The organism is Clostridium sp. MCC353 (assembly GCF_018785315.1).
In the GTDB taxonomy this organism is placed as follows: Bacteria; Bacillota; Clostridia; order Lachnospirales; family Lachnospiraceae; genus CHH4-2.
Genome location: NZ_WQPN01000053.1, coordinates 31,022 through 56,641, shown reverse-complemented (window position 1 = coordinate 56,641; position 25,620 = coordinate 31,022). Strand labels below are relative to the sequence as shown.

Genomic DNA, 25,620 nt, shown 5'->3' with positions numbered 1-25,620 from the left:
GAAAAGAGGAAAATTATGGGACTGTCACCTATGATGGTTCATTATACTGAAACCAAGAAAGAATATCCTGACTGTATTCTTTTTTACAGGCTGGGAGATTTTTATGAAATGTTTTTTGAAGATGCGCTGATCGTATCGAAAGAATTGGAGATCACCTTAACCGGAAAGGAATGTGGTTTAGAGGAACGTGCGCCTATGTGCGGCGTTCCTTTTCATGCCCTCGATAACTATCTGTACCGCCTGGTTCAAAAGGGGTATAAAGTAGCCATCGCGGAGCAGATGGAAGACCCCAAGCTGGCAAAAGGGCTGGTGAAGAGGGAAGTCATCCGCGTCGTCACCCCCGGTACGATTACCAGCGCCCAGGCGCTGGATGAAACTAAGAACAACTATCTCATGGGCATTGTTTATCTGGACGAATCCTTTGGACTGGCAACCGCAGATATTACAACCGGTGATTTTCTTGTGACAGAAGTGTCCAATGAAAGAAATTTATTTGATGAGATCAACAAGTTTGCCCCTTCTGAGATCGTCTGCAACGAGGCGTTTAATATGTCCGGCGTGGACCTTACAGATTTGAAAGAACGGTATCAGGTGACCATATCCTCTTTGGATAACCGTTTCTTTGCAGAAGAAACCTGCCATAAAATCATAAAAGAACATTATCGTGTCAACTCTCTGGAAGGGCTTGGGCTGAATGACTACGAGATCGGTTCCATCGCGGCCGGCGCTGTGATGCAGTATCTGTACGAAACCCAGAAGAACACATTAAACCATATCACCACGCTGATCCCGTACACAACGGGACAGTTTATGATGCTCGATACTTCCACCAGACGAAATCTGGAACTGGTGGAGACCATGCGTGAAAAGCAGAAACGGGGGACCTTGCTCTGGGTGCTTGACAAGACGAAGACCGCCATGGGCGCCCGTTTGCTGCGTAATTTTCTGGAACAGCCGCTGATCGACCGGGATGAGATATTGAAAAGGCAGAATGCCATTGAAGAACTCAACATGAATTTCATTTCCCGTGAAGAAATATGTGAGTATTTAAATCCGATCTATGATTTGGAGCGTTTGATCGGCCGGATCAGCTATAAAACCGCCAATCCCAGAGATTTAATCGCTTTTAAAAATTCTCTGGAAATGCTGCCCCATATTAAAAACATCCTAAAAGAATTCAGTTCCGGGCTGTTTCGGGAATTGGATGAAGACCTGGATCCGCTGGATGATTTATACCAGTTGATCGACAAGGCCATTGAAGATGATCCGCCCATATCCGTCCGGGACGGGGGCATGATCAAGGACGGATTCCACGAAGAGACGGACAAACTGCGCCATGCAAAAACAGAAGGGAAAACATGGCTGGCTGAATTAGAGCAGCGGGAAAAAGAAAAAACAGGCATAAAAAACCTGAAGATCAAATATAATAAAGTATTTGGATATTATTTCGAAGTGACCAATTCATTCAAGAATATGGTGCCGGATTATTTTATAAGAAAGCAGACATTGGCCAATGCGGAACGTTTTACAACAGATGAGCTGAAGAATCTGGAAGATATCATACTGGGAGCTGAGGACAAGCTGTTTTCCCTGGAATATGAACTGTTCTGCCAGGTCCGGGATCAGATCGCCCAGGAAGTATTAAGAATCCAGAAATCAGCCAAGGCTATTGCAGGAATCGATGTATTCGCATCCCTTTCCGTAGTGGCCACCAGGAATAATTATGTAAAGCCTTCTATCAATGAGAAGGGGATCATTCAGATTAAAAACGGCCGCCATCCGGTGGTGGAAAAAATGATGCGGGACGACCTTTTCGTCTCCAATGATACATACCTGGACAATGGGAAAAACAGAATTTCCATCATAACAGGTCCCAACATGGCCGGTAAATCCACATATATGAGACAGACGGCACTGATCGTTTTGATGGCCCAGGTGGGCAGCTTCGTTCCTGCGGAATCGGCCAATGTGGGGATCTGCGACCGCATTTTCACCCGTGTGGGGGCTTCCGATGACTTAGCCAGCGGACAGAGCACATTCATGGTGGAGATGACTGAAGTGGCCAATATTCTCAGAAATGCCACGAAAAACAGCCTGCTTATTTTAGACGAGATCGGCCGCGGCACCAGTACATTTGACGGTCTGAGCATTGCATGGGCTGTGGTTGAACATATCAGCAATACCAAACTGCTGGGCGCCAAAACCCTGTTTGCCACCCATTACCACGAGCTGACGGAACTGGAAGGAACCATGAGCGGTGTTAATAACTACTGTATCGCTGTAAAAGAGCAGGGAGATGACATCGTTTTCCTGAGAAAGATAGTCAAGGGCGGGGCGGATAAAAGTTATGGAATCCAGGTTGCCAAGCTGGCCGGCGTGCCGGAACCGGTGATCGAGCGGGCCAAAGAACTGGTAGAAGAACTGAGCAGCGCCGACATTACGGCCAAAGCAAAAGAGATCGCCCAGTCCTCCACCAACGTAAACCAGCGGAAATCCGTTCCCAAGCCGGATGAAGTGGATCTGCTTCAGATGTCTATTTTTGAGACGGTAAAGGACGATGACATCATTAAAGAGATATCGGAACTGGAACTTGGGAAAATGACACCCATCGACGCGTTGAATATGTTGTACCAGCTTCAGACAAAGATTAAAAACCGCTGGTAGAAGGAAAGGAATTTATGCCGAATATTACAGTACTGGATCAAACTACAATCAATAAAATTGCGGCCGGCGAAGTGATCGAGCGCCCGGCTTCGGTGGTCAAAGAGCTTTTGGAAAATGCCATCGATGCAGGGGCTACGGCTGTCACGGTGGAGATCAAGGACGGCGGAATCTCTTTTATCCGGGTTACTGATAATGGATGCGGAATTCCGAGAGAGGAGATCGCACTGGCCTTTTTGCGCCATTCCACCAGTAAAATCCGGTCGATAGAAGATTTATTTACCATTTCATCTTTGGGTTTTAGAGGTGAGGCGCTGTCCAGCATCGCGGCGGTCGCCCAGGTGGAACTGATCACAAAGGTCAGTTCCAGCATAACGGGCAGCAGATACCAGATTGAAGGCGGGGCGGAAAAGGGGCTGGAAGAGATCGGCGCGCCGGAAGGCACCACCTTCATTGTGCGCAATTTATTTTTCAACACTCCGGTGAGAAAGAAATTTTTAAAGACGGCTCAGACGGAGGGGGCCCATGTGGCGGATCTGGTGGAGAAGATAGCCCTTTCCCATCCTGAAGTATCCATCCGTTTTATCCAGAATAATCAAAACCGCCTTCACACATCGGGGAACCATAATGTGAGGGACATCATATATACGGTGTTCGGGCGGGAAATTGCCGCCAATCTGCTGGAAGTTAAAACCGGTGATGCCGAAGCCGCTGTCAAAGGATTTATCGGAAAACCAGTGATCGCAAGGAGCAACCGGAATTTTGAGAATTATTATATTAACGGAAGATATATAAAGAGCAGTGTAATCGCTAAAGCCATAGAAGACGCTTATAAACCTTATATGATGCAGCATAAATATCCGTTCACCCTGCTTCATTTTTCCATTGATCCGGAATCACTGGACGTAAACGTCCATCCCACTAAGATGGAGCTGCGCTTTTCCCAGCCGGAAAGGGTCTACCAAATGGTATTTGAGGCCTTATCAGCGGCTTTGGAACAGAAAGAGCTGATACCGGAAGTATCGTTGAAACAGGAAAAGAGGGAAAAGGAAAAGCCTGTGCCCAGACGGGAGGATGTGCCTGAACCGTTTGAGAAAAGACGGCGGGAACTGACGCAGACATTTACCCGGGAAGCCTCGCCCGGATGGAAGTCTGACCGGGAAGTGATGAAGGAAATCATGGGAGAGAAGGGCAGAGTTTCTGAAAGCCTTCCGTTTAAAAGCCCGGAACGGATACCGGTTCCGGTTTTAAAAGATATTCCTAAGGATTTTTCAAAAGATATTCCCATCCGCGACGCCCTGATCATTCCCGGGCGGACACCGAAACAAGGTGGCAGTTTGGCGGGAAATGGGGAGAGTACAGAGACGCGGGAGACGTTCGAAGGAGGACGGCCGGGACAGGCAGCGGAGGAACAGGAGCTGTCTGCGCAGGGTCAGAGTGAACAAACGCAGCCCGTCCAGAGCGGGACTTCGGAAAAAATCCCGGAAAAAGCGGAGCAGCTGGATCTGTTTGAGGAAAAGCTTTTGGAACCAAAGGCCAGGGAACGCCACAAATTGATCGGCCAGTTGTTTGATACCTACTGGCTGGTGGAATTTAACCAGCAGCTCTACATCATCGACCAGCATGCGGCCCATGAAAAGGTTCTGTTTGAAAAGACAATGGCCTCACTAAAGCAGAGGGAATACACATCTCAAATGGTGAATCCTCCCATCATTCTCACTCTCAGCGGAAATGAAGAGATATTATTAAAAGAGTATTTGGAATATTTTAATAAAATGGGATTTGAGATAGAGCATTTCGGCGGTAAAGAATATGCGGTCAGAGCGGTTCCTGACAATCTGTTCTCCATCGCCAAAAAAGAACTTCTGATGGAAATGATCGACGGGCTGTCTGGTGAAATAGCCGGACATAACCCGGATATTATCTATGAAAAGGCTGCGTCCATGTCATGCAAAGCCGCAGTAAAAGGAAATCACCGGATGTCGGCGCTGGAAGCGGACAACCTGATTGACCAGCTTCTGGAGTTGGACAATCCTTACGCCTGCCCCCACGGAAGGCCCACCATTATCTCCATGAGCAAATATGAGCTGGAGAAAAAATTCAAGCGCATTGTTTAAATACAGGATTCGCGCAAAAAATGTTTCGTCATGGAGGAATATCATGAAACAACCAATTATCATTTTAACCGGCCCAACGGCGGTAGGAAAGACAGCGCTGTCCATTGAACTGGCTCACGCCGTGGGAGGGGAGATTATCAGCGCCGATTCCATGCAGGTTTACCGCCATATGGATATTGGGTCAGCCAAAATCCGCCCGGAGGAAATGGACGGGGTTCCCCACCATCTGATCGATGTTCTGGAACCGACGGAGGACTTTAATGTGGTGGTTTTCCAGTCCATGGCAAAAGAGGCGCTGAGTAAGATCTATTCGGCCGCCCACGTTCCCATTGTGACCGGGGGAACCGGTTTTTATATTCAGGCCCTATTGTATGATATTGACTTTAAAGAGGATGACGGGGACAGCCGGATCAGACGGGAACTGGAAGAATTGGCGGCAGAACAGGGAGCAGAATTCATGCATGGCCTGCTGGCGCAGATCGATCCGGAATCAGCGGACGCCATTCATCCCAACAACCAGAAACGGGTGATCCGTGCCATTGAATATTACCGCCTGACAGGAGAAAAGATATCAGCCCATAATGAGGAGGAACGGAAAAAGGAATCCCCTTACCGTTTTCTTTATTACGTGATAAATACGGACCGGGAAAAACTCTATTCCCAGATAGACCTCCGGGTGGATCAGATGATAGAAAACGGTTTGATTGATGAGGTGGAAAAACTGGCATCCATGGGATGTGAGAAAGGAATGGTGTCCATGCAGGGACTTGGCTACAAAGAAATCCTGGATTATTTAAATGGGGAATGCACCCTGGAAGAGGCCATATATGTTTTAAAAAGAGATACCAGGCATTTTGCCAAGAGACAGTTGACCTGGTTTAAACGGGAACGGGATGTCAGATGGTTAAATCTGCCGGAGTTCGGCTATGACCGCAGCCTTGTCCTTAAAAAAATATTAGATGATGTGGAGAACGAAAGATGGAGTTAGATCAGATGTATGAACAGCTTGGAATCAGCAGTAAAGTGCTGGATTTCGGCAGAGAAATTGAAAAATCCCTGAAAGAACGGTTTGAGAAAATAGATGAAACAGCGGAGTATAACCAGTTAAAGGTGTTAAAAGCGATGCAGGATAACCGGGTAAGCGATATTCATTTTGCCGCCACCACCGGTTATGGATATAATGATCTGGGAAGGGATACGCTGGAATCCGTGTATGCCAGCGCATTTCACGGGGAAAGCGCCTTAGTAAGACCCCAGTTAATCAGCGGAACCCATGCGCTTCATATCGCCCTGTCAGGCAACCTGCGTCCGGGAGATGAGCTGTTATCCCCTGTGGGGAAACCGTATGATACCCTGGAAGAGGTGATCGGCATCCGTGAATCCTGCGGATCCCTGAAAGAATATGGAGTGGTTTACCGCCAGGTGGATCTGTTGGAAGACGGATCATTTGACTATGACAATATCAGAAAGGCCATTAATGAAAAAACAAAACTGGTTACCATCCAGCGCTCCAAAGGTTATGCCACCAGACCTACCTTGTCGGTGGAAAGAATCGGGGAACTGATCCGGTTTGTGAAAGAAGTGAAACCGGATGTGATCTGTATGGTGGATAACTGCTATGGAGAATTTGTTGAAAAAATCGAGCCGACGGACGTTGGAGCCGACATGATCGTAGGTTCTCTGATTAAGAACCCCGGAGGCGGGCTGGCCCCCATCGGCGGATATATTGTAGGCCGTCAGGATTGTATTGACCGGGCGTCTTACCGTCTGAGCGCGCCTGGGCTGGGCAAGGAAGTGGGCGCCAGCCTGGGGCTGAACCAGTCCTTCTATCAGGGCCTGTTTTTATCGCCTACAGTGGTCGCAGGCGCTTTAAAAGGAGCCATATTTGCCGCTAATGTCTATGAAAAGCTTGGCTTTTCCGTTGTGCCTGACAGCAAAGAATCCAGGCATGACATCATACAGGCAGTAACATTCGGAACTCCTGAAGGTGTTATCGCATTCTGCCAGGGAATCCAGGCCGCCGCTCCGGTGGACAGTTTTGTAACCCCTGAACCTTGGGCTATGCCTGGATATGACGCGGATGTGATCATGGCAGCAGGCGCATTTGTACAGGGTTCCTCCATTGAACTGAGCGCCGATGGGCCGATTAAGCCGCCTTATTCGGTATTTTTCCAGGGAGGGCTTACCTGGTATCATGCTAAGATGGGGATTTTAAAATCTCTTCAGAAGCTGGTGGAAGCCGGTATCGTTACTTTGCAGTGACGGGCAAAGTAAGGAGAAAAAATTGTATACATGAGGACAAACTTATGATACAATGATTCAATACGAAAAAGAGGAACGTCAGATGAGAAATAAAAATTTCTGGGTATTATTGCTTTTGATGCTGTCCGGGATTGTGCTGGGCGGCTTCATCGGTAACCTGGCAGAAGGGGTGTCCTGGCTGTCCTGGCTGAATTTCGGGCAGTCCTTTGGACTGGACAGTCCCTTGATTCTGAATTTTGGAATTCTGGTTATCACCTTCGGCCTGAGTATAAAGATTACGATGGCGAGTATTATCGGCGTCATTATTGCCCTCATCACTTACCGTATGATATAATTCCTGACAAAAGTTACTTGGAGAGTTGCGTAGTTGGGAGAAATATGGAAACAATAACTATGAAAGACATCCCCGCCGCTGAACGCCCCTATGAAAAATGCCTTCAGTACGGCGCGGCTTCCCTGACCGATGCCGAACTGTTGTCCATCATCATAAGGACCGGCAGAAAGGGAGAAAACTCCTTAGACCTGGCAAATAATATATTAGCCTTAAACTATCCGGGTGAGGGTATTTTAGGGCTTTTGCATCTTTCCCTCCCTGAACTCATGAATGTAAAGGGGATCGGACAGGTAAAAGGGACACAACTGCTGTGTATCGGGGAATTATCGAGAAGGATTTGGAAACGGGCCGCTGTTAACGATACGGTTTGTTACGACCATCCCCGTGCCATTGTCAATTATTACATTGAAGATATGAGGCATATGGAGCAGGAACAGCTTAAAATAATGCTGCTCAACACAAAAAACATGCTGATAAAAGACGTTTTGATATCTAAGGGGACAGTGAACGCCTCCATTGCCACGCCCCGTGAGATCCTGATCGAAGCGCTGCGGTATCACGCGGTGAAGATGATTATGGTCCACAATCATCCCAGCGGGGATCCTGCGCCGAGCCAGGATGACCTGCGCCTGACAAAGAGGGTGTACGAGGCCGCCGAACTGGTAGGAATCGAACTTTTAGATCATATCGTCATAGGAGACAACTCTTATATCAGCTTTAAAGAAAAAGGAATGTTATAATGGATTCAAAGCGCAGTAAATACATTTTAATGGGGTTAACCGCATTTTGTGTGCTGTTAATCGGAATCACCTCAATTAATGATACATGGCTTTCTCCACTTCGGACAGGAGTGGGGTATTTTTTAATACCGGTCCAGTCCGGAGTCAACACCGTTGGACGGGCTTTATATGAGGATATCACGGATTTTAAAAAGTTAAAAACCGCCTTAGAGGAAAACCAGAAATTAAAGGACGATATCTCAGCCCTGACCGAAGAGAACAACCGCCTTCAGTCAGAACAGTTTGAACTGGAGCGTTTGAGAGATCTCTATCAGTTAGATCAGGATTATATGCAGTATGAGAAGATCGGTGCCAGGGTCATTGCCAATGATTCCGGCGACTGGTTCCAGGTCTTCAGAATCGATAAAGGATCGGCCGATGGAATTGAGGTCGATATGAATGTGCTCGCAGGCGGCGGCCTGGTGGGCATTGTGACGGATGTGGGGGCTAATTATGCCACCGTGCGTTCCATTATAGATGACTCCAGCAAAGTCAGCGCTATGGCAATGCAGTCGGGTGACACCTGTTTTGTGGGAGGGGATCTCACTTTATATAAAGAAGGCAGGCTCAGGATTACCAATATCAAAAAAGGCGGAGATGTGAAGGATGGGGATAAGATCATCACTTCCAATATCAGTTCAAAATTCCTTCCCGGCATTTTGATCGGCTACGCTGCGGATATTACGGTGGATGCCAACGAACTGACCAGTTCCGGGTATTTGATTCCGGTCGCGGAGTTCAGCAGTCTACAGGAAGTCCTGATTATAACAAAAGTAAAAGAAACGGAAGATCAGGCAGGTGAATCATGAAACGTGCGTTAATTAATGTGGTTCTCATCATACTGGCATTTACCATACAGAATTGTGTGTTTCCGCTTTTGCCGTTTTTATCGGCGGCCCCTAACCTTTTGCTGATTTTGACCTTTTCCTTCGGATTTATCGAGGGGAAAGAGGCAGGAATGTTCTACGGGCTTTTGTCCGGCTTGCTGCTGGACCTGTTTTACAGCGGGCCTTTTGGTTTTTATACGCTGATTTATATTTATATCGGTTATACCAACGGGATCTGCACAAAATATTATTATGAAGATTATATCACCCTGCCATTGATTTTAAGTGTGGTCAATGAGCTGGCATATAATATATATATCTATGTACTGCGTTTCCTTATCAGGGGGCGTCTGAACTTTATGTTCTATTTCAGGGAGATCATTATTCCTGAAATCATTTTTACCGTTGTGACAACGCTTTTGGTTTACCGGTTGTTCCTGTTTACCAACAGGCGCTTGGAAGGACTTGAAAAGAGGAGAGACGGCAGGATTGTTTAACGACTTATGTGAAGTGCTGAAAGAATTTTTAAAAAAAGTGTTTACTTCCCGATTGTTTGCGCTGGCAGTGATTTTTACCTGCCTGTTCAGTATGCTGGTATCCAAGCTTTTTGACCTGCAGATTGTAAATGGCAAACAATTTTTAGATAACTATGTTCAAAAGACAATGCGGACGGTTTATACGGCGGGCACCAGGGGCAACATCTATGACAGAAAAGGAAATATCCTGGCTTATAACCAGCTGGCCTATTCTGTAACCATTCAGGACACCGGTGCCTATAAAAAAAACCAGACGAGAAATACTATGCTTTTAGAGCTTGTCCGGATTCTGGACAAACACGGAGAGAACGTACAGGGAAAATTTGAAGTTGCAATTGATAACAATGGTGATATGGTGTATACGTCATCGTCGGAAGCCGCCAGGAAGCGGTTTCTTCGGGACCTTTACGGCCGGACATCCGTCGATGAACTTACGGATTCTTCCGGAAAATACCCATCCACCGTCACTGCACGGGAATTATTTGAAAAAAAGAAAAAAGATTACGAAATTGACAAGTTAAAAGATGAAAAGGGCAACCAGCTGATCGTGCCTGATGATGTGGCTCTTAAAATGATCAACATCCGCTATACCATGTCACTGACTGCCTACCAGAAATACGAAACCACCACAATCGCATCCAATGTCAGCGATGAAACGATGGCAGATATTATGGAACATACGGCCGAACTGCAGGGTGTCGGCATAGAGGAATCCACAATCCGCGTTTACAACGACAGCAAATATTTTGCCCCCATAATCGGATATACGGGCAAAGTCCAGGAAGATCAGTTAGAGGAACTGAGAAAGGCAGACGAAAACTATCAGCCCACGGATATTGTGGGACGAATCGGAATTGAACAGGCTATGGAAACAGAGCTTCAGGGCAAAAAAGGGGTCAGAAACATGTATGTGGACAATGTGGGCCGGATCCTGCAGATCGAGGATGACGAAACACAGCCTGTAGCGGGAAAGAACGTATATCTCACCATAGACAGGGATCTGCAGATAGCCACCTATAACCTGATTGAAAAGCAGCTGGCCGGTATCCTGGCCAAATGGCTGGTCAATGAAGATGTGGAACCGTCGATCCTTACCGACCCTTCTAAAAAGAAGATTCCGGTTAAAGACGCATATTACCAGCTGATCAACAACAATGTGCTTTCACTGAAGAAAATAGCGGCTGAAGATGCGTCCGACATTGAAAAACAGATCTATTCCAAATTTTTAAACTCCCGGGAGCAGATTCTTGGTAAGATAGAAGCGGAGCTCCAGAGTGAGCAGGCGGCTGTTATGAACGACCTGCCTGAAGATCTGGTGGCTTACATGCAGTATATCTATACCTATCTTTCCTCTCCGACTGTAGGCATCATCATGAAGGAAAAGATCGATACTTCAAGTCCGGAATATCTTGCATGGACAGACGGCACCATCAGCCTGAGGGATTTTATCTATTCAGGTATTGCAAACAGTTGGATTGATACGACTAAACTGGAGATAAAGAGTAAATACTCTAATGCAGATGACAGTTTTAATACTCTGGTCGATTATGTGCTGACTCATCTGGTGGATGATACGCAGTTTACCAAAAAGATATACAGGTATCTGGTCAACGACGAGGTGGTTACGGGAAGGGAACTCTGTCTTGCATTATATGCGCAGGAAGTGCTGCCTTATGACGAACAGCAGATCGCAATGCTGACCAATAATGGAGATAATTATGCCTTTACCTTCATTGTGGATAAGATATCCAAGATTGAGATAACGCCGGCCCAGCTTGCTCTCGACCCATGTACGGGAGGGTGCGTGGTTACCGATGTAAAAACCGGCGAAGTCCGGGCTCTGGTCACATACCCCAGCTATGATAATAACCGCTTATCGGGAACCGTGGATGCGGCATATTACAATCAGCTCAATGAAGATATGTCGCTGCCCCTTTGGAACAATGCCACCCAGGTTAAAAAGGCGCCTGGTTCCACGTTCAAACCGATCACGGCCATTGCGGGGCTGGAAGAAGGGGTGATTTCCCTGACAGACACCATCAATTGTACCGGAGAATATGAAGAGGTGGCTCTGCCCATTAAATGCTGGATTTATCCTGGACGTCACAATCAGTTGACAGTTGAAGGCGGAATCATGAATTCCTGCAACTATTTCTTCGCGGAAGTGGCCCACCGGCTCAGCACGGAACCGGACGGAACCTATTCTACCCAAAAGGGACTGGAAACGATTCAGAAATATGCCACCATGTTTGGGCTTGACCAGCCTTCCGGTGTGGAGATCGCGGAGACTATGCCGGAGATTACCACGGAAGACCCGGAACGTTCCGCCATGGGACAGGGAACCAACTCCTATTCCAATGTACAGCTGGCGCGTTATGTTACAGCCATCGCCAACAGGGGAACGGTGTTTGATCTGACTTTAATTGACAAGATCACCGATTCCAAAGATAATCTGCTGGAAGAACGGCAGCCCAAAATCCACTCCCAAATTGAAATCGCAGATTCTACCTGGGATGTGGTCCAGAGCGGTATGCGCGGAGTGGTTGCCCAGGGCTCGGCTAAGGACATTTTCAAAGATCTGGAAGTCAATATTGCCGGAAAAACAGGTACGGCCCAGGAAAACAGGATGAAACCCAACCATGCGTTCTTCATTTCCTATGCGCCGTTCGACAACCCTGATATCTGCGTAACAGTGAATATTCCATTTGGATATTCCTCTTCCAATGCAGCTACAATCGCCAAAAACGTGTACCGGTTCTATTACGGATATACACCGCTTGACCAGATTTTAAATACCGGTGCGTTAGATGTATCCAATGTAACGATTGGGGACTAAAAAGATAAGAGGTGTTACTATGCACAGTTCAGTGGTCATCAAGGGCAATAAATCCGGAATGTCTGTTTATCTCGATCCTGAGATTCCATTTGAACAGCTTCTGGAGGACATTGCCAGAAAATTTCACGAAAGTTCAAAATTCTGGGGATCGGTGCAGATGGCGCTGACCCTGGAAGGAAGAGAACTTACCTCCGATGAAGAATTTCAGATAGTGAATACCATTACGGCCAACTCAGACGTTGAAATTCTATGTCTGATCGATACGGACGCCAAGAGAATTGAACGGTGCGAAAAAGCATTGAATGAGAAACTGATGGAGCTTTCTTTCAGCACCGGGCAGTTTTATAAAGGCAATATTAAGAGAGGCGATACTCTGGAATCCGAATCCAGCATCATCATTATCGGTGATGTGAATCATGGCGGAAGAGTGATCGCCAAGGGCAATATCATTGTGTTGGGCGAGCTGCGGGGCAGCGCCCACGCAGGAGCCGCAGGCAATAAAAACGCCGTTGTGGTGGCCCTTGAGATGGCCCCGGTTCATCTTAGGATCAGTGATTTTACCGGCCCTGGCTCTGAAAAAGGCAAACGGCTGGGCAAGAATCCCATGATGGCTTGTATCGAAAACGATACAATTTGTATCAAAAACCTTAAAAAGAGTTTTTTTAGCCTATTAAATTCCATTTAATACTGGAAATATTTCGAATTTTAAGGTAAAATGGATACGTTAGGGTTATAAAGAAAACGGAGGAATTGGCATATGAGTGAAGTCATTGTTATTACTTCCGGAAAAGGCGGAGTCGGCAAGACGACGACTTCAGCAAACATCGGCACCGGCCTGGCTATGCTGGGCAAGAAGGTGGTTCTCATTGATACGGACATCGGGCTTAGAAACCTGGATGTGGTCATGGGGCTGGAAAACCGGATTGTATATAATCTGGTGGATGTGGTTGAAGGAAATTGTCGCATGAAACAGGCTCTGATAAAAGACAAAAGATATCCTAATTTATATTTACTGCCGTCTGCACAGACAAGAGACAAATCTTCGGTGAATCCGGAACAGATGATAAAGCTGGTGGATAACCTGAGAAGTGATTTTGATTACATATTACTGGATTGTCCGGCGGGAATCGAACAAGGTTTCCAAAACGCCATAGCAGGCGCCGACCGGGCTCTGGTAGTAACTACCCCAGAAGTTTCAGCCATCCGTGATGCGGACCGCATCATCGGCCTCTTAGAGGCGGCTGAACTGGAACAAATTGACCTCATTGTAAACAGAATACGTATGGACATGGTAAAACGGGGAGACATGATGTCGATTGACGATGTCATGGATATACTCGGCATGGATATTATCGGAGCCGTGCCGGATGATGAAAGCATTGTGGTTTCCACCAATCAGGGGGAACCGTTGGTTGGGTCGGAGTCTACGGCCGGACAAGCTTATATGAATATCTGTAAAAGGATTTTGGGCGAAGATGTCCCGCTGCTGGATTTAAAAGTTCCCAAAGGCATTCTCTCCAGGCTGAGCTATTTTATCAAGACAGCCAGCTTCTGAGAAAAGGACAGGAGGGAACGGCATGAATCTTTTATCTTTTTTCCAAAAGAAAAATTCAGGGGAAATTGCCAGATCAAGGCTGAAAATCCTGCTTGCATCGGACAAGCTAAACTGCTCTCCTGAAATCATGGAGATGATAAAGGATGATATGATTCATATGATCTCAAAGTACATGGACATTGATCCGGGCGGTGTTGAGCTTGAGATAACGCATAATATAATCAATGGCTGCAGCGACACACTTCCCTGTCTTTGCGCGAATATTCCAATTCAGGCCATACCATACAAAAGGACCTTTTAAATATGTTGTTTGACTATAAATTAAAAAATTTTAATTTCCGCATCATCATCTATATGCTGGTATTGAGCTGTATTGGGATTGCTGCCATATGGAGTGCAACAAACCAGAACAGATCTATGGTAATGAAGCAGATATTAGGTATTATGGTAGGGCTGACAATCGCTGTCATTCTGTCTCTGATCAATTACCACCGTATATTATCGCTGAGTTTTATCGTCTATCTGATCTGTGTGATCAGCCTGGCTGCCGTTTTATTGTTCGGCAAGAGCAAGGGCATTGCCGTCAGATGGATTGTATTACCGGTAATCGGTCAGATACAGCCGTCGGAGTTTGTTAAGATAGGGCTGATTTTATTTTTCTCCTGGTATTTCGATAAATATCAGGAGAAAATCAATCAGGCGTCAACTCTGGCAATCGCTTTTGTTTTGTTCTCACTGCCGGTTGCCCTGATATTAAAACAGCCGAACTTATCGACCAGCCTGGTAATTGTCGTGATTATCGCTTCCATAGTTTTTACGGCAGGAATCAGTTATAAATGGATATTGGGCACCTTAGCGGTGATGACGCCGCTAGCGGCCTTATTTATATATTTATTACAATATGAAATGATACCATTTTTAAGGGGATATCAGGCGAGGCGTATTCTGGCCTGGATTGATCCAAAAAAGTATGCAGAAGCCTATTATCAGCAAGAGAATTCCATCATGGCCATTGGTTCGGGAATGCTCACGGGTAAAGGCGTTAATAATACATCGATCGCTTCAGTTAAGAACGGTAATTTCCTTTCAGAGGAGCAGACAGATTTTATCTTCGCCATCATTGGTGAAGAACTGGGATTCATCGGAGCAGTGGTGGTGATTGCATTGTTTCTGCTGCTCGTGTATGAATGCCTGATTATGGCAGGCAGGGCCAAAGATATGGCCGGCCGGCTGATTTGTACCGGCATGGCAACGCTGATCGCATTTCAGGGATTTGCCAATATCGCAGTAGCTACCGGTATTTTTCCCAACACTGGTCTGCCATTACCGTTTGTAAGCTATGGAGTTAGTTCCCTTCTGAGTATTTTTATTGGGATGGGCTTTGTATTAAATGTTGGACTGCAAAGAAAAATCAGCAACTAATTTAAGGAGGTATATGAGATGAATGTCGGATTTATTGCCCACGATTCAAAGAAAAAATTAATGCAGAATTTCTGCATCGCTTACAGAGGAATTTTAAGCAAAAATGAATTATTCGCTACAGGAACTACGGGAAGATTGATTGAAGAGGTGACTAACCTCAATATACACAAGTATCTTGCAGGCCATTTGGGCGGCGAACAGCAGATGGGAGCTCAGATCGAGCACAATGAGATGGATCTCGTTATTTTCCTGCGTGATCCTTTAAGCCCCAAGAGCCACGAACCGGATGTCAACAACGTAACCCGTCTTTGTGACATCCATAATATACCAATTGCCACCAATCTGGCCACTGCCGAACTTTTGGTGAAAGCCCTTGACCGTGGCGATATGGAGTGGAGAGAAATGTATAAATAGGAGCCGGCATTGAAACCTTATATTCAGATAATGAGCCTAACGGCGGTATTATGCCTTGCAACAGGCTGCGCGCCGGGCAAGGTGAAGTTAGAAAACCAATATGACTTTAATGAGAGAACCATTGTGACGGCCGGACAGACAGATACTGAAGATCTGGCGGTTCCTTTTGCCGCCGGGCTTTGCGTGATATTTGACGAAAGCCAATATGAAGATACTGCCGTCAATTCGGAAGCCGCCGGGCTTTTTGATATTTCCGACGCCCGGGCTATGTACAGCAAGAATGCATTTGAACGGCTGTATCCGGCCAGTACTACAAAGATTATGACGGCTCTTCTGGCTATTAAATACGGCAATCTTACGGATGAAGTTACCGTTACGGAAGACGCTGTGATCACGGAACGTGGGGCTACCCTGTGCGGCATTAAGCCTGGGGACGTACTGACGATGGAGCAGTTATTATACGGCCTTATGCTTCCTTCCGGCAATGATGCCGGGGCTGCCATTGCAGTCCATATGGCGGGAAGCATCGAAGGGTTCAGCGACATGATGAATGAGGAGGCCAGAAGTTTAGGCGCCACAGGCACTCATTTTGTTAATCCTCACGGCCTGTCCGATGAACAGCATTATACGACGGCGTATGATTTGTATTTGATGTTCAATGAAGCTTTAAAATATCCTGAGTTTAGAAAAATCACCGGTTCCACTGCCTATACGGCGGACTACAAAAACAGCCAGGGAGAATCCGTTTCCAAAACCTGGTCCGGAGGAAACTGGTATTTAACCGGAGAGCGGAAAACACCGGATGGGGTAACTGTTTTCGGCGGAAAAACCGGAACCACCAATGCGGCCGGTTATTGTCTTGTGATGGCAAGCCGTGATGAATCCGATAAGGAATATATATCGGTGGTGCTGAAAGCAGGCAGCCGACCCAACCTATATGAAAACATGACAAATATAATTTCTAAAATTGTCAATTAGTGATTGCGTTTTTTATTAATTTATACTATAATTACATTAATATTAAATGACTTTTTATACAAATTAAATAAACTCAAGGAGGACATTATTATGGTGCAGATTATAGCAGGGAAAAAGGGAAAGGGCAAAACAAAGCATTTGCTGGACAAGGCGAATGCAGCCATAAAGGATTCCAAGGGCTCGATCGTTTATTTAGACAAAAGTTCAAAACATATGTATGAATTAAGCAATAAGATCAGACTTATTAATGTGAATGAATATTCGATTACCTGCAGCGAAGGATTTTTAGGTTTTATCTGTGGAATTATTTCACAGGATCATGATTTAGAGATGATGTTCTTAGACAGTTTCCTGAAACTGTCCTGCCTGGAAGGCGAAGATATTTCGGAAACAGTGGCGGCTTTGGAAAAAATCGGTGAAAAATATCACGTGACATTTGTACTGAGTGTTTCCTTGGATGCGAATGAACTTCCTGAGAATGCTAAGAAAAATGTGGTTATTTCATTATAATATACATAGAGAAAAGGGACTGAAATTCAGTCCCTTTTTCCATGTTGGGAAATGAACCTCTTTGTTATGCTTGAACTTTTATAAGATTCCTCTTATAATACTTAAAGGAAGGAGGCTTCATTCATGGCGAAGAAAAAAAACAAGAAAATTGTACGCTATCGCAAGCCTTTAAATATCAATGTGGGTATGATCATATTCGCTTTGATTTTTGTTTATATGGCATTTAGTGTTTATACATATATGAGAAAAGAAAAGGTGCAGTTTTACGAGGTGGTGGAAGGGAGTATCGTAAAAGACAGAAGCTATACGGGAATTGCATTGAGAGAAGAAAAAACCAAGTATACGGACCGGGCCGGTTATATTAATTATTATATCCGGGAGGGAAAAAGGGCATCCGTGGGGACAAGCATCTATTCCATCGATGAAACGGGTGCGCTGGCCAATTTTCTGGAGGAGCACGCCGACGAAGGGACGGGAATGAGCCCGGAGGGCCTTTCCGATATAAAAAAGCAGCTTTCCGCCTTCAGCCTGTCCTTTTCGGACGACAGATTCCGGTCCGTGTACGATGCAAAATATACGTTAGAAGCCACGGTCCTGGAATATGCGAATTTCAGTTCCATGGAAAATATGGATACTTTAATGAAAGAAAAAGGCATCAGTTTCCAGCAGGTGCGGGCGGATCAGGCGGGCGTGATTTCCTATGCCATAGATTCGTATGAAGAACTGACTGCAAGCGGAATCTCGGAAGCGGTATTTGACCGTGCGAATTATTCAAAAGCAATTACAAAGACCGGCCTGATCGATAAAGACGCTCCGGTTTATAAAGTGATAACATCTGATTCCTGGTCGCTGGTATTTCCATTGACAGAAGAGGACATAATTCAATATGCGGATAAAAAAAGCCTGCAGGTTTCTTTTACCGGCCACGATTTAATCACCTCAGGCGCATATTCACAGATCATGGGAACAGATGGAAAACCATACGGTAAGCTGGATTTTGATAAGTATATGGTGGAATTTGTGTCGGACCGCTATATCGATTTTGAAATCTTGTCGGATAAAGTTTCAGGTCTTAAAATTCCTGTCAGCGCCATTACAAAAAAAGATTTTTACCTGGTTCCGGCAGAATATCTGACCAAAGGCGGCGACAGTTCGGAAACAGGCTTCTTTAAAGAGACTTATGGAGAAACCGGAACTTCGGCTGTTTTCGTTCCAACCACTCTTTATTATGCGACGGAAGAATATTATTATATTGATTCAGGCCAGGGGGCCGCATTTGCGGCAGGGGATTATATCGTAAAGCCCAATTCAACCGAGCGCTATCAGGTGGGCCAGACCGCATCCTTAGAAGGCGTATATAACATTAATAAGGGTTATGCCGTATTTAAGCAGATAGAAACTTTAGATTCCAATGATGAGTACTGTACGGTGAAGAAAAATATGAATTACGGCCTGTCCGTCTATGACCATATCGTTTTGGATGCGGATATTATCGAAGGCGAAGGCGTGCTAATCTATCAATAGGAGAGTGAAAAGAATGGTTGCAGAGAATATAACCCAGGTAACGAAACGGATTGAAGAGGCCTGCCGCCGCAGCGGAAGAAACCCGGAAGAAGTTACGCTGATTGCAGTGAGCAAGACAAAACCGGTATCCATGATTAAGGAGGCCGCAGAGGCCGGAATCAGGGATTTCGGAGAGAATAAAGTACAGGAGATTCTGGAAAAATCCGTTCAGTTTCCGGATGATTTCAGATGGCATATGATCGGCCATCTCCAGAGAAATAAAGTTAAACAAGTGATTGATAAAGCCTGCCTGATCCACTCTGTGGATTCTCTCAGACTGGCATCCCAAATAGAGGAGGAAGCCGGTAAAAAAAGCAGGATAGTTCCTATACTCTTAGAGGTCAACGCAGCCCGCGAGGAGAGCAAATACGGCTTTTATATGGAGGATGTGGAAGCTGCCGTCAGAGAAATTAAAAATTATCCCCATGTTAAGATATGCGGCCTTATGACAATTGCTCCGTTTGTCGAAGATGCAGAAGAAAATCGCGAAATTTTTAGAAAATTAAATCAATTTTATGTTGACATGAAAAGTAAAAACATTGATAATGTTACTATGAGTGTGCTCTCAATGGGAATGACAGGCGACTATGAAGTAGCCGTTGAGGAGGGCGCAACCATGGTAAGAGTTGGCACCGGTATTTTCGGCGCAAGATAAGAGTAGAGAGGTAAAGGTATATGAGTCTTTTAGGAAAGATTATGGACACAATGCGTTTAAACGATAGAGAAGATGATGACTATTTTTTAGATGATGAATACGATGACGATAAAACGGTAAAAAGAGGCATTTTCAATAAGAGGGAAGACGATTATTACGATGACGGCGATGACCTTCCCGAACCGGCAAAACCCCGCTTTTTAGGCCGTTCCAATAAAGTGGTTCCGATGAAACGAGGGATGGAAGTATCCCTGATTAAACCAACTTCCATTGAAGATGCCAGAGAAATCTGTGATTATCTTTTGGCCGGTAAAGCAGTTGTGCTGAATATGGAAGGACTGCATATGGAGATTGCCCAGAGAATCATTGACTTTACTTCAGGAGCAACCTATTCTATGAACGGAAATCTTCAAAAGATCTCCAATTACATATTTATCGCAACGCCGGAATCCGTGGAGCTGTCGGGAGATTTTACCGACCTTTTGAATAATGGGACTTTGGATGTATCCGGTCTTAACTTTCGCTTATAACAATTGAATGGTTTATGAGAGATCAGGGCCTTTTGCGCCCTGTTTCTTTATTCCATAGGAAGATTTTTTCCTGTTCCACCCAACGGTTTTATTCTACAGAAAAATGAGGTGTTTATTATGTCTGAATTAATGACTGTCCATATGAATGGAACCCCTGTCTATGATATTATATTGGAGTCCTCTTTTGGAAAACTGAAAGAAGAGGCTGCTAAACTCGGCACTTTTGGGAAAAAACTCTGTATTGTTACGGATACCAATGTGGCCGGCCTTTATCTGGATGAGGTGACGGAGATTTTAAAAGAATGCGGTAAAGAGGTTCATTCTTTTGTCTTTCCGGCTGGAGAAGAACACAAAAACCTGGATACGGTAAGGGAATTATATACCCATCTGATCCGGCTCCATTACGACCGCAATGATATGCTGATCGCTTTAGGCGGCGGCGTGGTGGGGGATTTATGTGGTTTCTGCGCTGCAACTTATCTGCGTGGGGTGGACTTCATACAGATTCCCACAACGCTGCTTTCCCAGGTAGACAGCAGTATCGGCGGTAAAACGGGTGTGGATTTCGACGCTTACAAGAACATGGTGGGGGCGTTCCATATGCCCAAACTGGTTTATACCAATATACAGACACTGCTCACGCTGCCGGAAGAACAATTTGCTTCGGGTATGGGGGAGATTATTAAGCATGGCCTGATTAAAGACAGGGAATACTATGCATGGCTGTCAGAACATGCAAAACTGATTCAAAATCGTGATCTCACTGTATGTGAAAAGATGATCCATATCAGCAACCTGATCAAGAAAGAGGTTGTAGAGGGGGATCCTAAGGAAAAAGGGGAACGGGCGCTTCTGAACTTCGGCCATACGCTGGGACACGCCATTGAAAAACTGATGAATTTTCAGATGCTGCATGGACATTGTGTGGCGGTTGGATGTCTGGCCGCGGCCCATATCTCAGCAGTCCGCGGGCTGATCTCATCAGAAGAGGTGGAGCAGCTTCGCAGTATATTGAAGTATTTCCGGCTTCCCACCGGTGTTTCCGCCCTGGATCCTGACAAAGTGATAGAGGCTACGAAAAATGATAAAAAGATGGAAGCCGGCGTCATTAAATTCATTCTGTTAAACAGCATTGGCTCTGCCTATGTGGACCGTTCTGTTACAGAAAAAGAGATGAAGTCCGGGCTGGAATATATTACTGAATAAGGAGTTATTATCATGGAGAAAAGAAAACATATAATATGGTTTTTGCTGGGCACCGTTATAGCTGTGGCATTTGACCAGTGGACCAAATGGATGGCGGTTTTACATTTGTCGCCCAATCCGCCTTTTGTATTATGGGACGGAGTATTTGAACTGCATTATTCAACTAATGACGGCGCGGCATGGGGGATGCTTTCCGGAAAACAGGGCTTCTTTTTCCTTGTGGCGGTTGTTGTCGCCGCTTTAGTGGCTTATACCCTCTATAAACTGCCGGCTGAGAAAAAATATCTGCCTCTGGAGATCTGTATGATGCTGATCTTATCGGGAGCTGTGGGCAATATGATTGACCGGGTAAGACAGGGATATGTTGTGGATTTTCTCTATTTCAAATTGATTAACTTCCCGATTTTCAACATTGCAGACTGTTATGTGACCATCGCAACGGCGTTATTGCTGGTATTGTTATTTTTCAAATACTCGGAAGAGGATCTGGCCTTTTTTTCCTGGAAGAAGAGAGGAGAATGAGTTTGAAACAGCAGTTAATTGTTTCGGAAGATCTGGCGGGAACACGGATTGACAGATATCTTTCTCTGGTATGTGAGGAGATTTCGCGTTCTTATCTGCAGAAACTGGTGAAATCAGAAACCGTTCTGGTGAATCAGAAGGCGGTGAAAAGCAATTATAAGGTGGCTGCCGGAGATCTGATTGATTTAGAAATTCCGGAAGCTGTAGAGCCGGAAATAGAGCCGGAGAAGATGGACCTGGATATTTTATATGAAGATTCTGATATCATCTTAATCAATAAGCCGAAGGGAATGGTGGTGCACCCGGCGGCAGGTCATTACAGCGGAACCCTGGTTAACGGCCTTATGGATCACTGCCGTGATGATTTATCCGGAATTAACGGGGTGCTGCGTCCCGGAATCGTACACCGGATCGATATGGATACTACAGGCGTTCTGATTGTGTGCAAAAACGACATGGCCCACAATTCAATCGCCGCACAGTTAAAAGAACACTCCATTACAAGAAAATATTATGCCATAGTACATGGGGTGATAAAAGAGGAGGACGGAACCGTTGACGCTCCCATAGGACGCCATCCAACAGACCGGAAGAAAATGAGCATTAACCATAAAAACGGCCGGGAAGCGGTGACGCATTATCATGTTCTGAAACGTTTTCGGCAATATACCTATGTGGAATGCCGGTTGGAGACAGGCAGAACGCATCAGATCAGGGTCCATATGGCAAGTATCCACCATCCTCTGTTGGGGGATCAGGTTTACGGCCCCGCCAAATGTCCGTTCCGGCTTCAGGGCCAGACCCTTCATGCCGGCGTCCTGGGCATCATACATCCCAGAACCGGTGAGTATATGGAATTTACAGCCCCTCTGCCGGAATATTTTCAGGAACTTCTTATAAAGCTGGAAAACCAATGATCTGTTCCAAAATCTGCCGTAAAATTTGTTGCAAAAAAAGAAAAATAGACGGATTTCTCACTTGTGTTTATATACTTTTCTGATACTTTGGTGTATAATATATTATATAGGATCAGTTATTAGACAACTTGTACAGCTGAAAGGAGAGGTATTTATGAATGAGAAACTAGTTATTACAATAGGACGTCAGTGCGGCAGCGGTGGACGCGTGATTGGTCAGAAGCTGGCCGAAGAATTAGGCATTAAATGCTATGACAAAGAATTGCTGGCCATAGCATCTAAGAACAGCGGTTTATGTGAGGAGCTTTTTGAAACTCACGATGAAAAACCGACCAGCAGCTTTTTATATTCGCTTGTTATGGATACCTATTCTCTCGGCTATACAACATCAGGTTACATGGATATGCCAATTAACCACAAAGTGTTCCTGGCCCAGTTTGATACTATTAAGAAACTGGCCGAAGAGGAGTCCTGCGTGATTGTTGGACGGTGCGGTGATTACGCACTGGCAGAACGGCCTAATACGGTAACTGTATTTATCTGTGGAAATGAAGAAGATAAGATCAAACGTATGGAAGAGGTCTACAAGATGACAGAATCCAACGCAAAGGATGCTATGGTTAAGACAGACAAGAAACGTTCCAGCTATTACAACTATTACTCCAGTAAAAAATGGGGAGATGCCAAAAGCTATGACTTATGCATTAACAGCAGCGCTGTGGGCATTGACGGCGCAGTTAAGATGATTATAGACTTTGCAAAGGTTAAGCAGGAATTTAAAAGCAGGCAGTAGCAGCTTAATTTCTATATGTAAGTTTAAAGTGTAACCGTATAGACGGCCCTTTTCCCGCCGTCTGTACGGTTACTTTTAAATTTTGAGCTGAAATTATTCTACTGTTACTGATTTGGCTAAATTTCTAGGCTGATCCACATCCAGGTTCTTGCCAATAGAAGCATAATAGGCAACAAGCTGGAGGGCAGCAGCAATGGGAAATACAGTAAATTTATCATCGATATCAGGGATTCTGATATGAAGATCCGCAACCCCTTCATCTATAATCGCGCTGTCTTTGGTAAACAGGATCACAAAAGCGCCTCTGGCCTTAACTTCACGGATATTGGATATGGTTTTACTGAAAATTTTATCCTGAGTGGCTATTGCGATGACAGGAACGCCTTCCGAAATCAATGCGATCGTACCATGTTTTAATTCACCGGCTGCATAGGCTTCCGCATGTATATATGAGATTTCTTTTAATTTTAATGCTCCTTCCAATGAAAACGCGTAATCAAGGCCGCGGCCGATAAAAAATGCATCAGGATGATGAATCAAATGAGTGGTTACATGGCGTTTAATGGTTTCTTTTTGGCTTATCATCACATCCATAGCCGGAATCGCATCCATAAGGCCGGAGAGGAAGTCTCTGGCTTCCTGCGCGGTGCAATTGCCTCGCACATACGCCATTTTGCAGCACACCATATAGAGAGCCGCCAATTGAACGGAATAAGCTTTGGTGCTGGCTACAGCTATCTCTGGACCGGCATGGGTATATAAGACATAGCTGCTTTCCCTGGCGATGGTAGAACCTTTTACATTGACAATAGCCAGAGTGGTGGAACCGTATTCATGAGCCAGGCGCAAAGCTGCCAGGGTATCAATGGTTTCACCTGACTGGGAAATGATAATAACCAACGTTTTGTCATCGATCAATGGCTCTTCGTAACGGAATTCCGATGCGATAGATACCGTTACCGGCAGGCGGAGCCGGGGCTCCATCAATACTCTGGCCACCATTCCCGCGTGCATGGCCGTTCCGCAGGCGATAATATGTATCTTACTGCAGGTCATAAAAATTTCATCCGGAATATGATCCTCTGAAAAGTCGGGAAGTCCCTTATTGAGCCTTGGCAGAATTGTATTTTTCATCGCCTCCGGCTGTTCGTGTATCTCCTTCAGCATGAAGTGAGGAAAACCGTTTTTCATGGCGGCATCCATATTCCAGTTCACTTCCAGAAGTTCCGGCTCCAATTTATTGAAATCCATATCGTATACCCGGATCTTATAAGGCGTCATACGGACGATACAGCCTTCGGGAACAACGAAATACTCCTTTGTATAAGGAATTAATGCGGTCAGGTCTGATGCTATAACCGCTCCTGAGTGCGTATATGCGGCAACAAGAGGGCTTACGCTGCGGATGGCATATATTTCACCAGGCCGGTCTTTAAACATAATACAGAAGCCATAGGAGCCTTTCAACAGCCCGGCCAGTTGTTTTACTGCCTCTAAAGGATCGCCGGTGTACAGAGCATCCAGAACCCATGCAGCCACCTCGCTGTCTGTCTGAGACTGAAGTTTTTCCTCTAAATGATATTGCTGGGTTAAATTGTGATAATTTTCAATGATGCCATTGTGTATCAATGTGACGGCTCCGGCCTGATGGGGATGTGCGTTGACATCCGTCACGCCTCCGTGGGTCGCCCAGCGCGTATGGCCGATTCCACAGTGATATGTGCCTTTTTGCCTTTCGGAGCATTCCTTTAAAGCGGCCACTTTACCTACATGTTTCATTAGCTCTATTTCTGAATTGATATTAAACATGGCAATTCCTGCGCTGTCGTAGCCTCTGTATTCCAGACCGGCCAGACCATCCAATAAAATCTTTTTTGCATCCAACGGGCCTGTATATCCTATTATTCCACACATAATATTCTTTCTCCATTCTATATTTGATAGTAAAAAAGGGCGAACAAAAGTAAGCTGTCACGTTTTATGGTATGACAGCAAATCCTGATCTGTTTTGTTCCGGTTATGCTGAGGTTGTTTTGCAGTCACCTGCATATTTCACAGCATATAACACGCCCGGAACGGCATGGAAGAGCATCCGCCGAATTTTCGATAAACTCTTCACCTCGTTAACCTGGCAATGGCAATAACGGCTGTTATTGTTCACGATCCCTCACCTGGTACATGGCGCTTAGCTTTGCTATTAAAA

The 25,620-nt window shown here is 45.4% G+C and carries 24 protein-coding genes; 23 read left to right on the top strand and 1 reads right to left on the bottom strand.

The window, feature by feature from the left end; genetic code table 11:
• The first annotated feature begins 15 nt into the window (after positions 1-15).
• The 23 genes from mutS to GPL15_RS10705 all read left to right on the top strand — a co-directional run bounded on the left by mutS (position 16) and on the right by GPL15_RS10705 (position 23,417).
• On the top strand, positions 16-2,664 hold the full coding sequence (gene mutS / locus GPL15_RS10815; protein WP_252198304.1) for a DNA mismatch repair protein MutS: 2,649 nt from the start codon (positions 16-18) through the stop codon (positions 2,662-2,664).
• Between the two features lie 14 nt (positions 2,665-2,678).
• On the top strand, positions 2,679-4,778 hold the full coding sequence (gene mutL, locus GPL15_RS10810) for a DNA mismatch repair endonuclease MutL (protein WP_215698688.1): 2,100 nt from the start codon (positions 2,679-2,681) through the stop codon (positions 4,776-4,778).
• A 43-nt stretch (positions 4,779-4,821) separates the two neighbouring features.
• A complete protein-coding gene (gene miaA / locus GPL15_RS10805; protein ID WP_215698687.1) occupies positions 4,822-5,766 on the top strand; it encodes a tRNA (adenosine(37)-N6)-dimethylallyltransferase MiaA in 945 nt (314 codons plus the stop codon).
• The gene (locus GPL15_RS10800) at positions 5,757-7,040 is read left to right on the top strand and encodes a methionine gamma-lyase family protein (protein WP_215698686.1); all 1,284 of its coding nucleotides are present in this window, start codon (positions 5,757-5,759) and stop codon (positions 7,038-7,040) included. Before miaA ends, GPL15_RS10800 begins: the two co-directional genes overlap by 10 nt.
• Positions 7,041-7,122: 82 nt before the next feature.
• The gene (locus GPL15_RS10795; protein ID WP_215698685.1) at positions 7,123-7,374 is read left to right on the top strand and encodes a DUF4321 domain-containing protein; all 252 of its coding nucleotides are present in this window, start codon (positions 7,123-7,125) and stop codon (positions 7,372-7,374) included.
• A 44-nt stretch (positions 7,375-7,418) separates the two neighbouring features.
• Complete coding sequence (gene radC, locus GPL15_RS10790) at positions 7,419-8,114, top strand: DNA repair protein RadC (RefSeq protein WP_215698684.1); 696 nt, start codon at positions 7,419-7,421, stop codon at positions 8,112-8,114.
• A complete protein-coding gene (gene mreC / locus GPL15_RS10785) occupies positions 8,114-8,962 on the top strand; it encodes a rod shape-determining protein MreC (RefSeq protein ID WP_215698683.1) in 849 nt (282 codons plus the stop codon). The genes radC and mreC overlap by 1 nt, the downstream gene beginning before the upstream one ends.
• Entirely contained in the window at positions 8,959-9,477 is a 519-nt protein-coding gene (gene mreD / locus GPL15_RS10780; protein ID WP_215698682.1) for a rod shape-determining protein MreD, read from the top strand. Before mreC ends, mreD begins: the two co-directional genes overlap by 4 nt.
• Positions 9,470-12,352, top strand: a complete 2,883-nt coding sequence (locus GPL15_RS10775) for a penicillin-binding transpeptidase domain-containing protein (RefSeq protein ID WP_215698681.1) — start codon at positions 9,470-9,472, stop codon at positions 12,350-12,352. The genes mreD and GPL15_RS10775 overlap by 8 nt, the downstream gene beginning before the upstream one ends.
• 19 nt (positions 12,353-12,371) lie before the next feature.
• Positions 12,372-13,037: a septum site-determining protein MinC gene (locus GPL15_RS10770; RefSeq protein WP_215698680.1), complete on the top strand. Its 666-nt coding sequence runs from the start codon at positions 12,372-12,374 to the stop codon at positions 13,035-13,037.
• A 72-nt stretch (positions 13,038-13,109) separates the two neighbouring features.
• Positions 13,110-13,907: a septum site-determining protein MinD gene (minD, locus tag GPL15_RS10765; protein ID WP_215698679.1), complete on the top strand. Its 798-nt coding sequence runs from the start codon at positions 13,110-13,112 to the stop codon at positions 13,905-13,907.
• Positions 13,908-13,929: 22 nt separating this feature from the next.
• Positions 13,930-14,208, top strand: coding sequence for a cell division topological specificity factor MinE (minE, locus tag GPL15_RS10760; RefSeq protein ID WP_215698678.1), 279 nt, complete (start codon positions 13,930-13,932; stop codon positions 14,206-14,208).
• A gap of 2 nt (positions 14,209-14,210) precedes the next feature.
• On the top strand, positions 14,211-15,329 hold the full coding sequence (locus GPL15_RS10755; RefSeq protein ID WP_215698677.1) for an FtsW/RodA/SpoVE family cell cycle protein: 1,119 nt from the start codon (positions 14,211-14,213) through the stop codon (positions 15,327-15,329).
• A gap of 18 nt (positions 15,330-15,347) precedes the next feature.
• Positions 15,348-15,743 carry a methylglyoxal synthase gene (locus GPL15_RS10750; RefSeq protein ID WP_215698676.1) on the top strand — a complete coding sequence of 132 codons (396 nt, stop codon included), beginning with the start codon at positions 15,348-15,350 and terminating at the stop codon, positions 15,741-15,743.
• Between the two features lie 9 nt (positions 15,744-15,752).
• Complete coding sequence (locus tag GPL15_RS10745) at positions 15,753-16,721, top strand: D-alanyl-D-alanine carboxypeptidase family protein (RefSeq protein WP_346344942.1); 969 nt, start codon at positions 15,753-15,755, stop codon at positions 16,719-16,721.
• Between the two features lie 90 nt (positions 16,722-16,811).
• On the top strand, positions 16,812-17,231 hold the full coding sequence (locus GPL15_RS10740) for a twitching motility protein PilT (protein ID WP_215698675.1): 420 nt from the start codon (positions 16,812-16,814) through the stop codon (positions 17,229-17,231).
• A 123-nt stretch (positions 17,232-17,354) separates the two neighbouring features.
• Positions 17,355-18,755 (top strand): HlyD family efflux transporter periplasmic adaptor subunit, encoded by a 1,401-nt coding sequence (locus GPL15_RS10735; protein WP_215698674.1) that lies wholly within the window; start codon positions 17,355-17,357, stop codon positions 18,753-18,755.
• Between the two features lie 13 nt (positions 18,756-18,768).
• Complete coding sequence (locus tag GPL15_RS10730; protein ID WP_215698673.1) at positions 18,769-19,449, top strand: YggS family pyridoxal phosphate-dependent enzyme; 681 nt, start codon at positions 18,769-18,771, stop codon at positions 19,447-19,449.
• A 20-nt stretch (positions 19,450-19,469) separates the two neighbouring features.
• The gene (locus tag GPL15_RS10725; protein WP_215698672.1) at positions 19,470-19,979 is read left to right on the top strand and encodes a cell division protein SepF; all 510 of its coding nucleotides are present in this window, start codon (positions 19,470-19,472) and stop codon (positions 19,977-19,979) included.
• A gap of 117 nt (positions 19,980-20,096) precedes the next feature.
• Positions 20,097-21,185, top strand: coding sequence for a 3-dehydroquinate synthase (gene aroB, locus GPL15_RS10720; RefSeq protein WP_215698671.1), 1,089 nt, complete (start codon positions 20,097-20,099; stop codon positions 21,183-21,185).
• Positions 21,186-21,197: 12 nt separating this feature from the next.
• Positions 21,198-21,707, top strand: coding sequence for a signal peptidase II (lspA, locus tag GPL15_RS10715; RefSeq protein WP_252198302.1), 510 nt, complete (start codon positions 21,198-21,200; stop codon positions 21,705-21,707).
• Positions 21,704-22,624: an RluA family pseudouridine synthase gene (locus GPL15_RS10710; RefSeq protein ID WP_215698670.1), complete on the top strand. Its 921-nt coding sequence runs from the start codon at positions 21,704-21,706 to the stop codon at positions 22,622-22,624. Before lspA ends, GPL15_RS10710 begins: the two co-directional genes overlap by 4 nt.
• A gap of 154 nt (positions 22,625-22,778) precedes the next feature.
• Positions 22,779-23,417 (top strand): cytidylate kinase-like family protein, encoded by a 639-nt coding sequence (locus tag GPL15_RS10705; protein WP_215698669.1) that lies wholly within the window; start codon positions 22,779-22,781, stop codon positions 23,415-23,417.
• A gap of 93 nt (positions 23,418-23,510) precedes the next feature.
• On the opposite strand, the gene glmS is transcribed toward GPL15_RS10705, so the two are convergent.
• Entirely contained in the window at positions 23,511-25,331 is a 1,821-nt protein-coding gene (glmS, locus tag GPL15_RS10700; RefSeq protein ID WP_215698668.1) for a glutamine--fructose-6-phosphate transaminase (isomerizing), read from the bottom strand.
• Between the last annotated feature and the right edge of the window lie 289 nt (positions 25,332-25,620).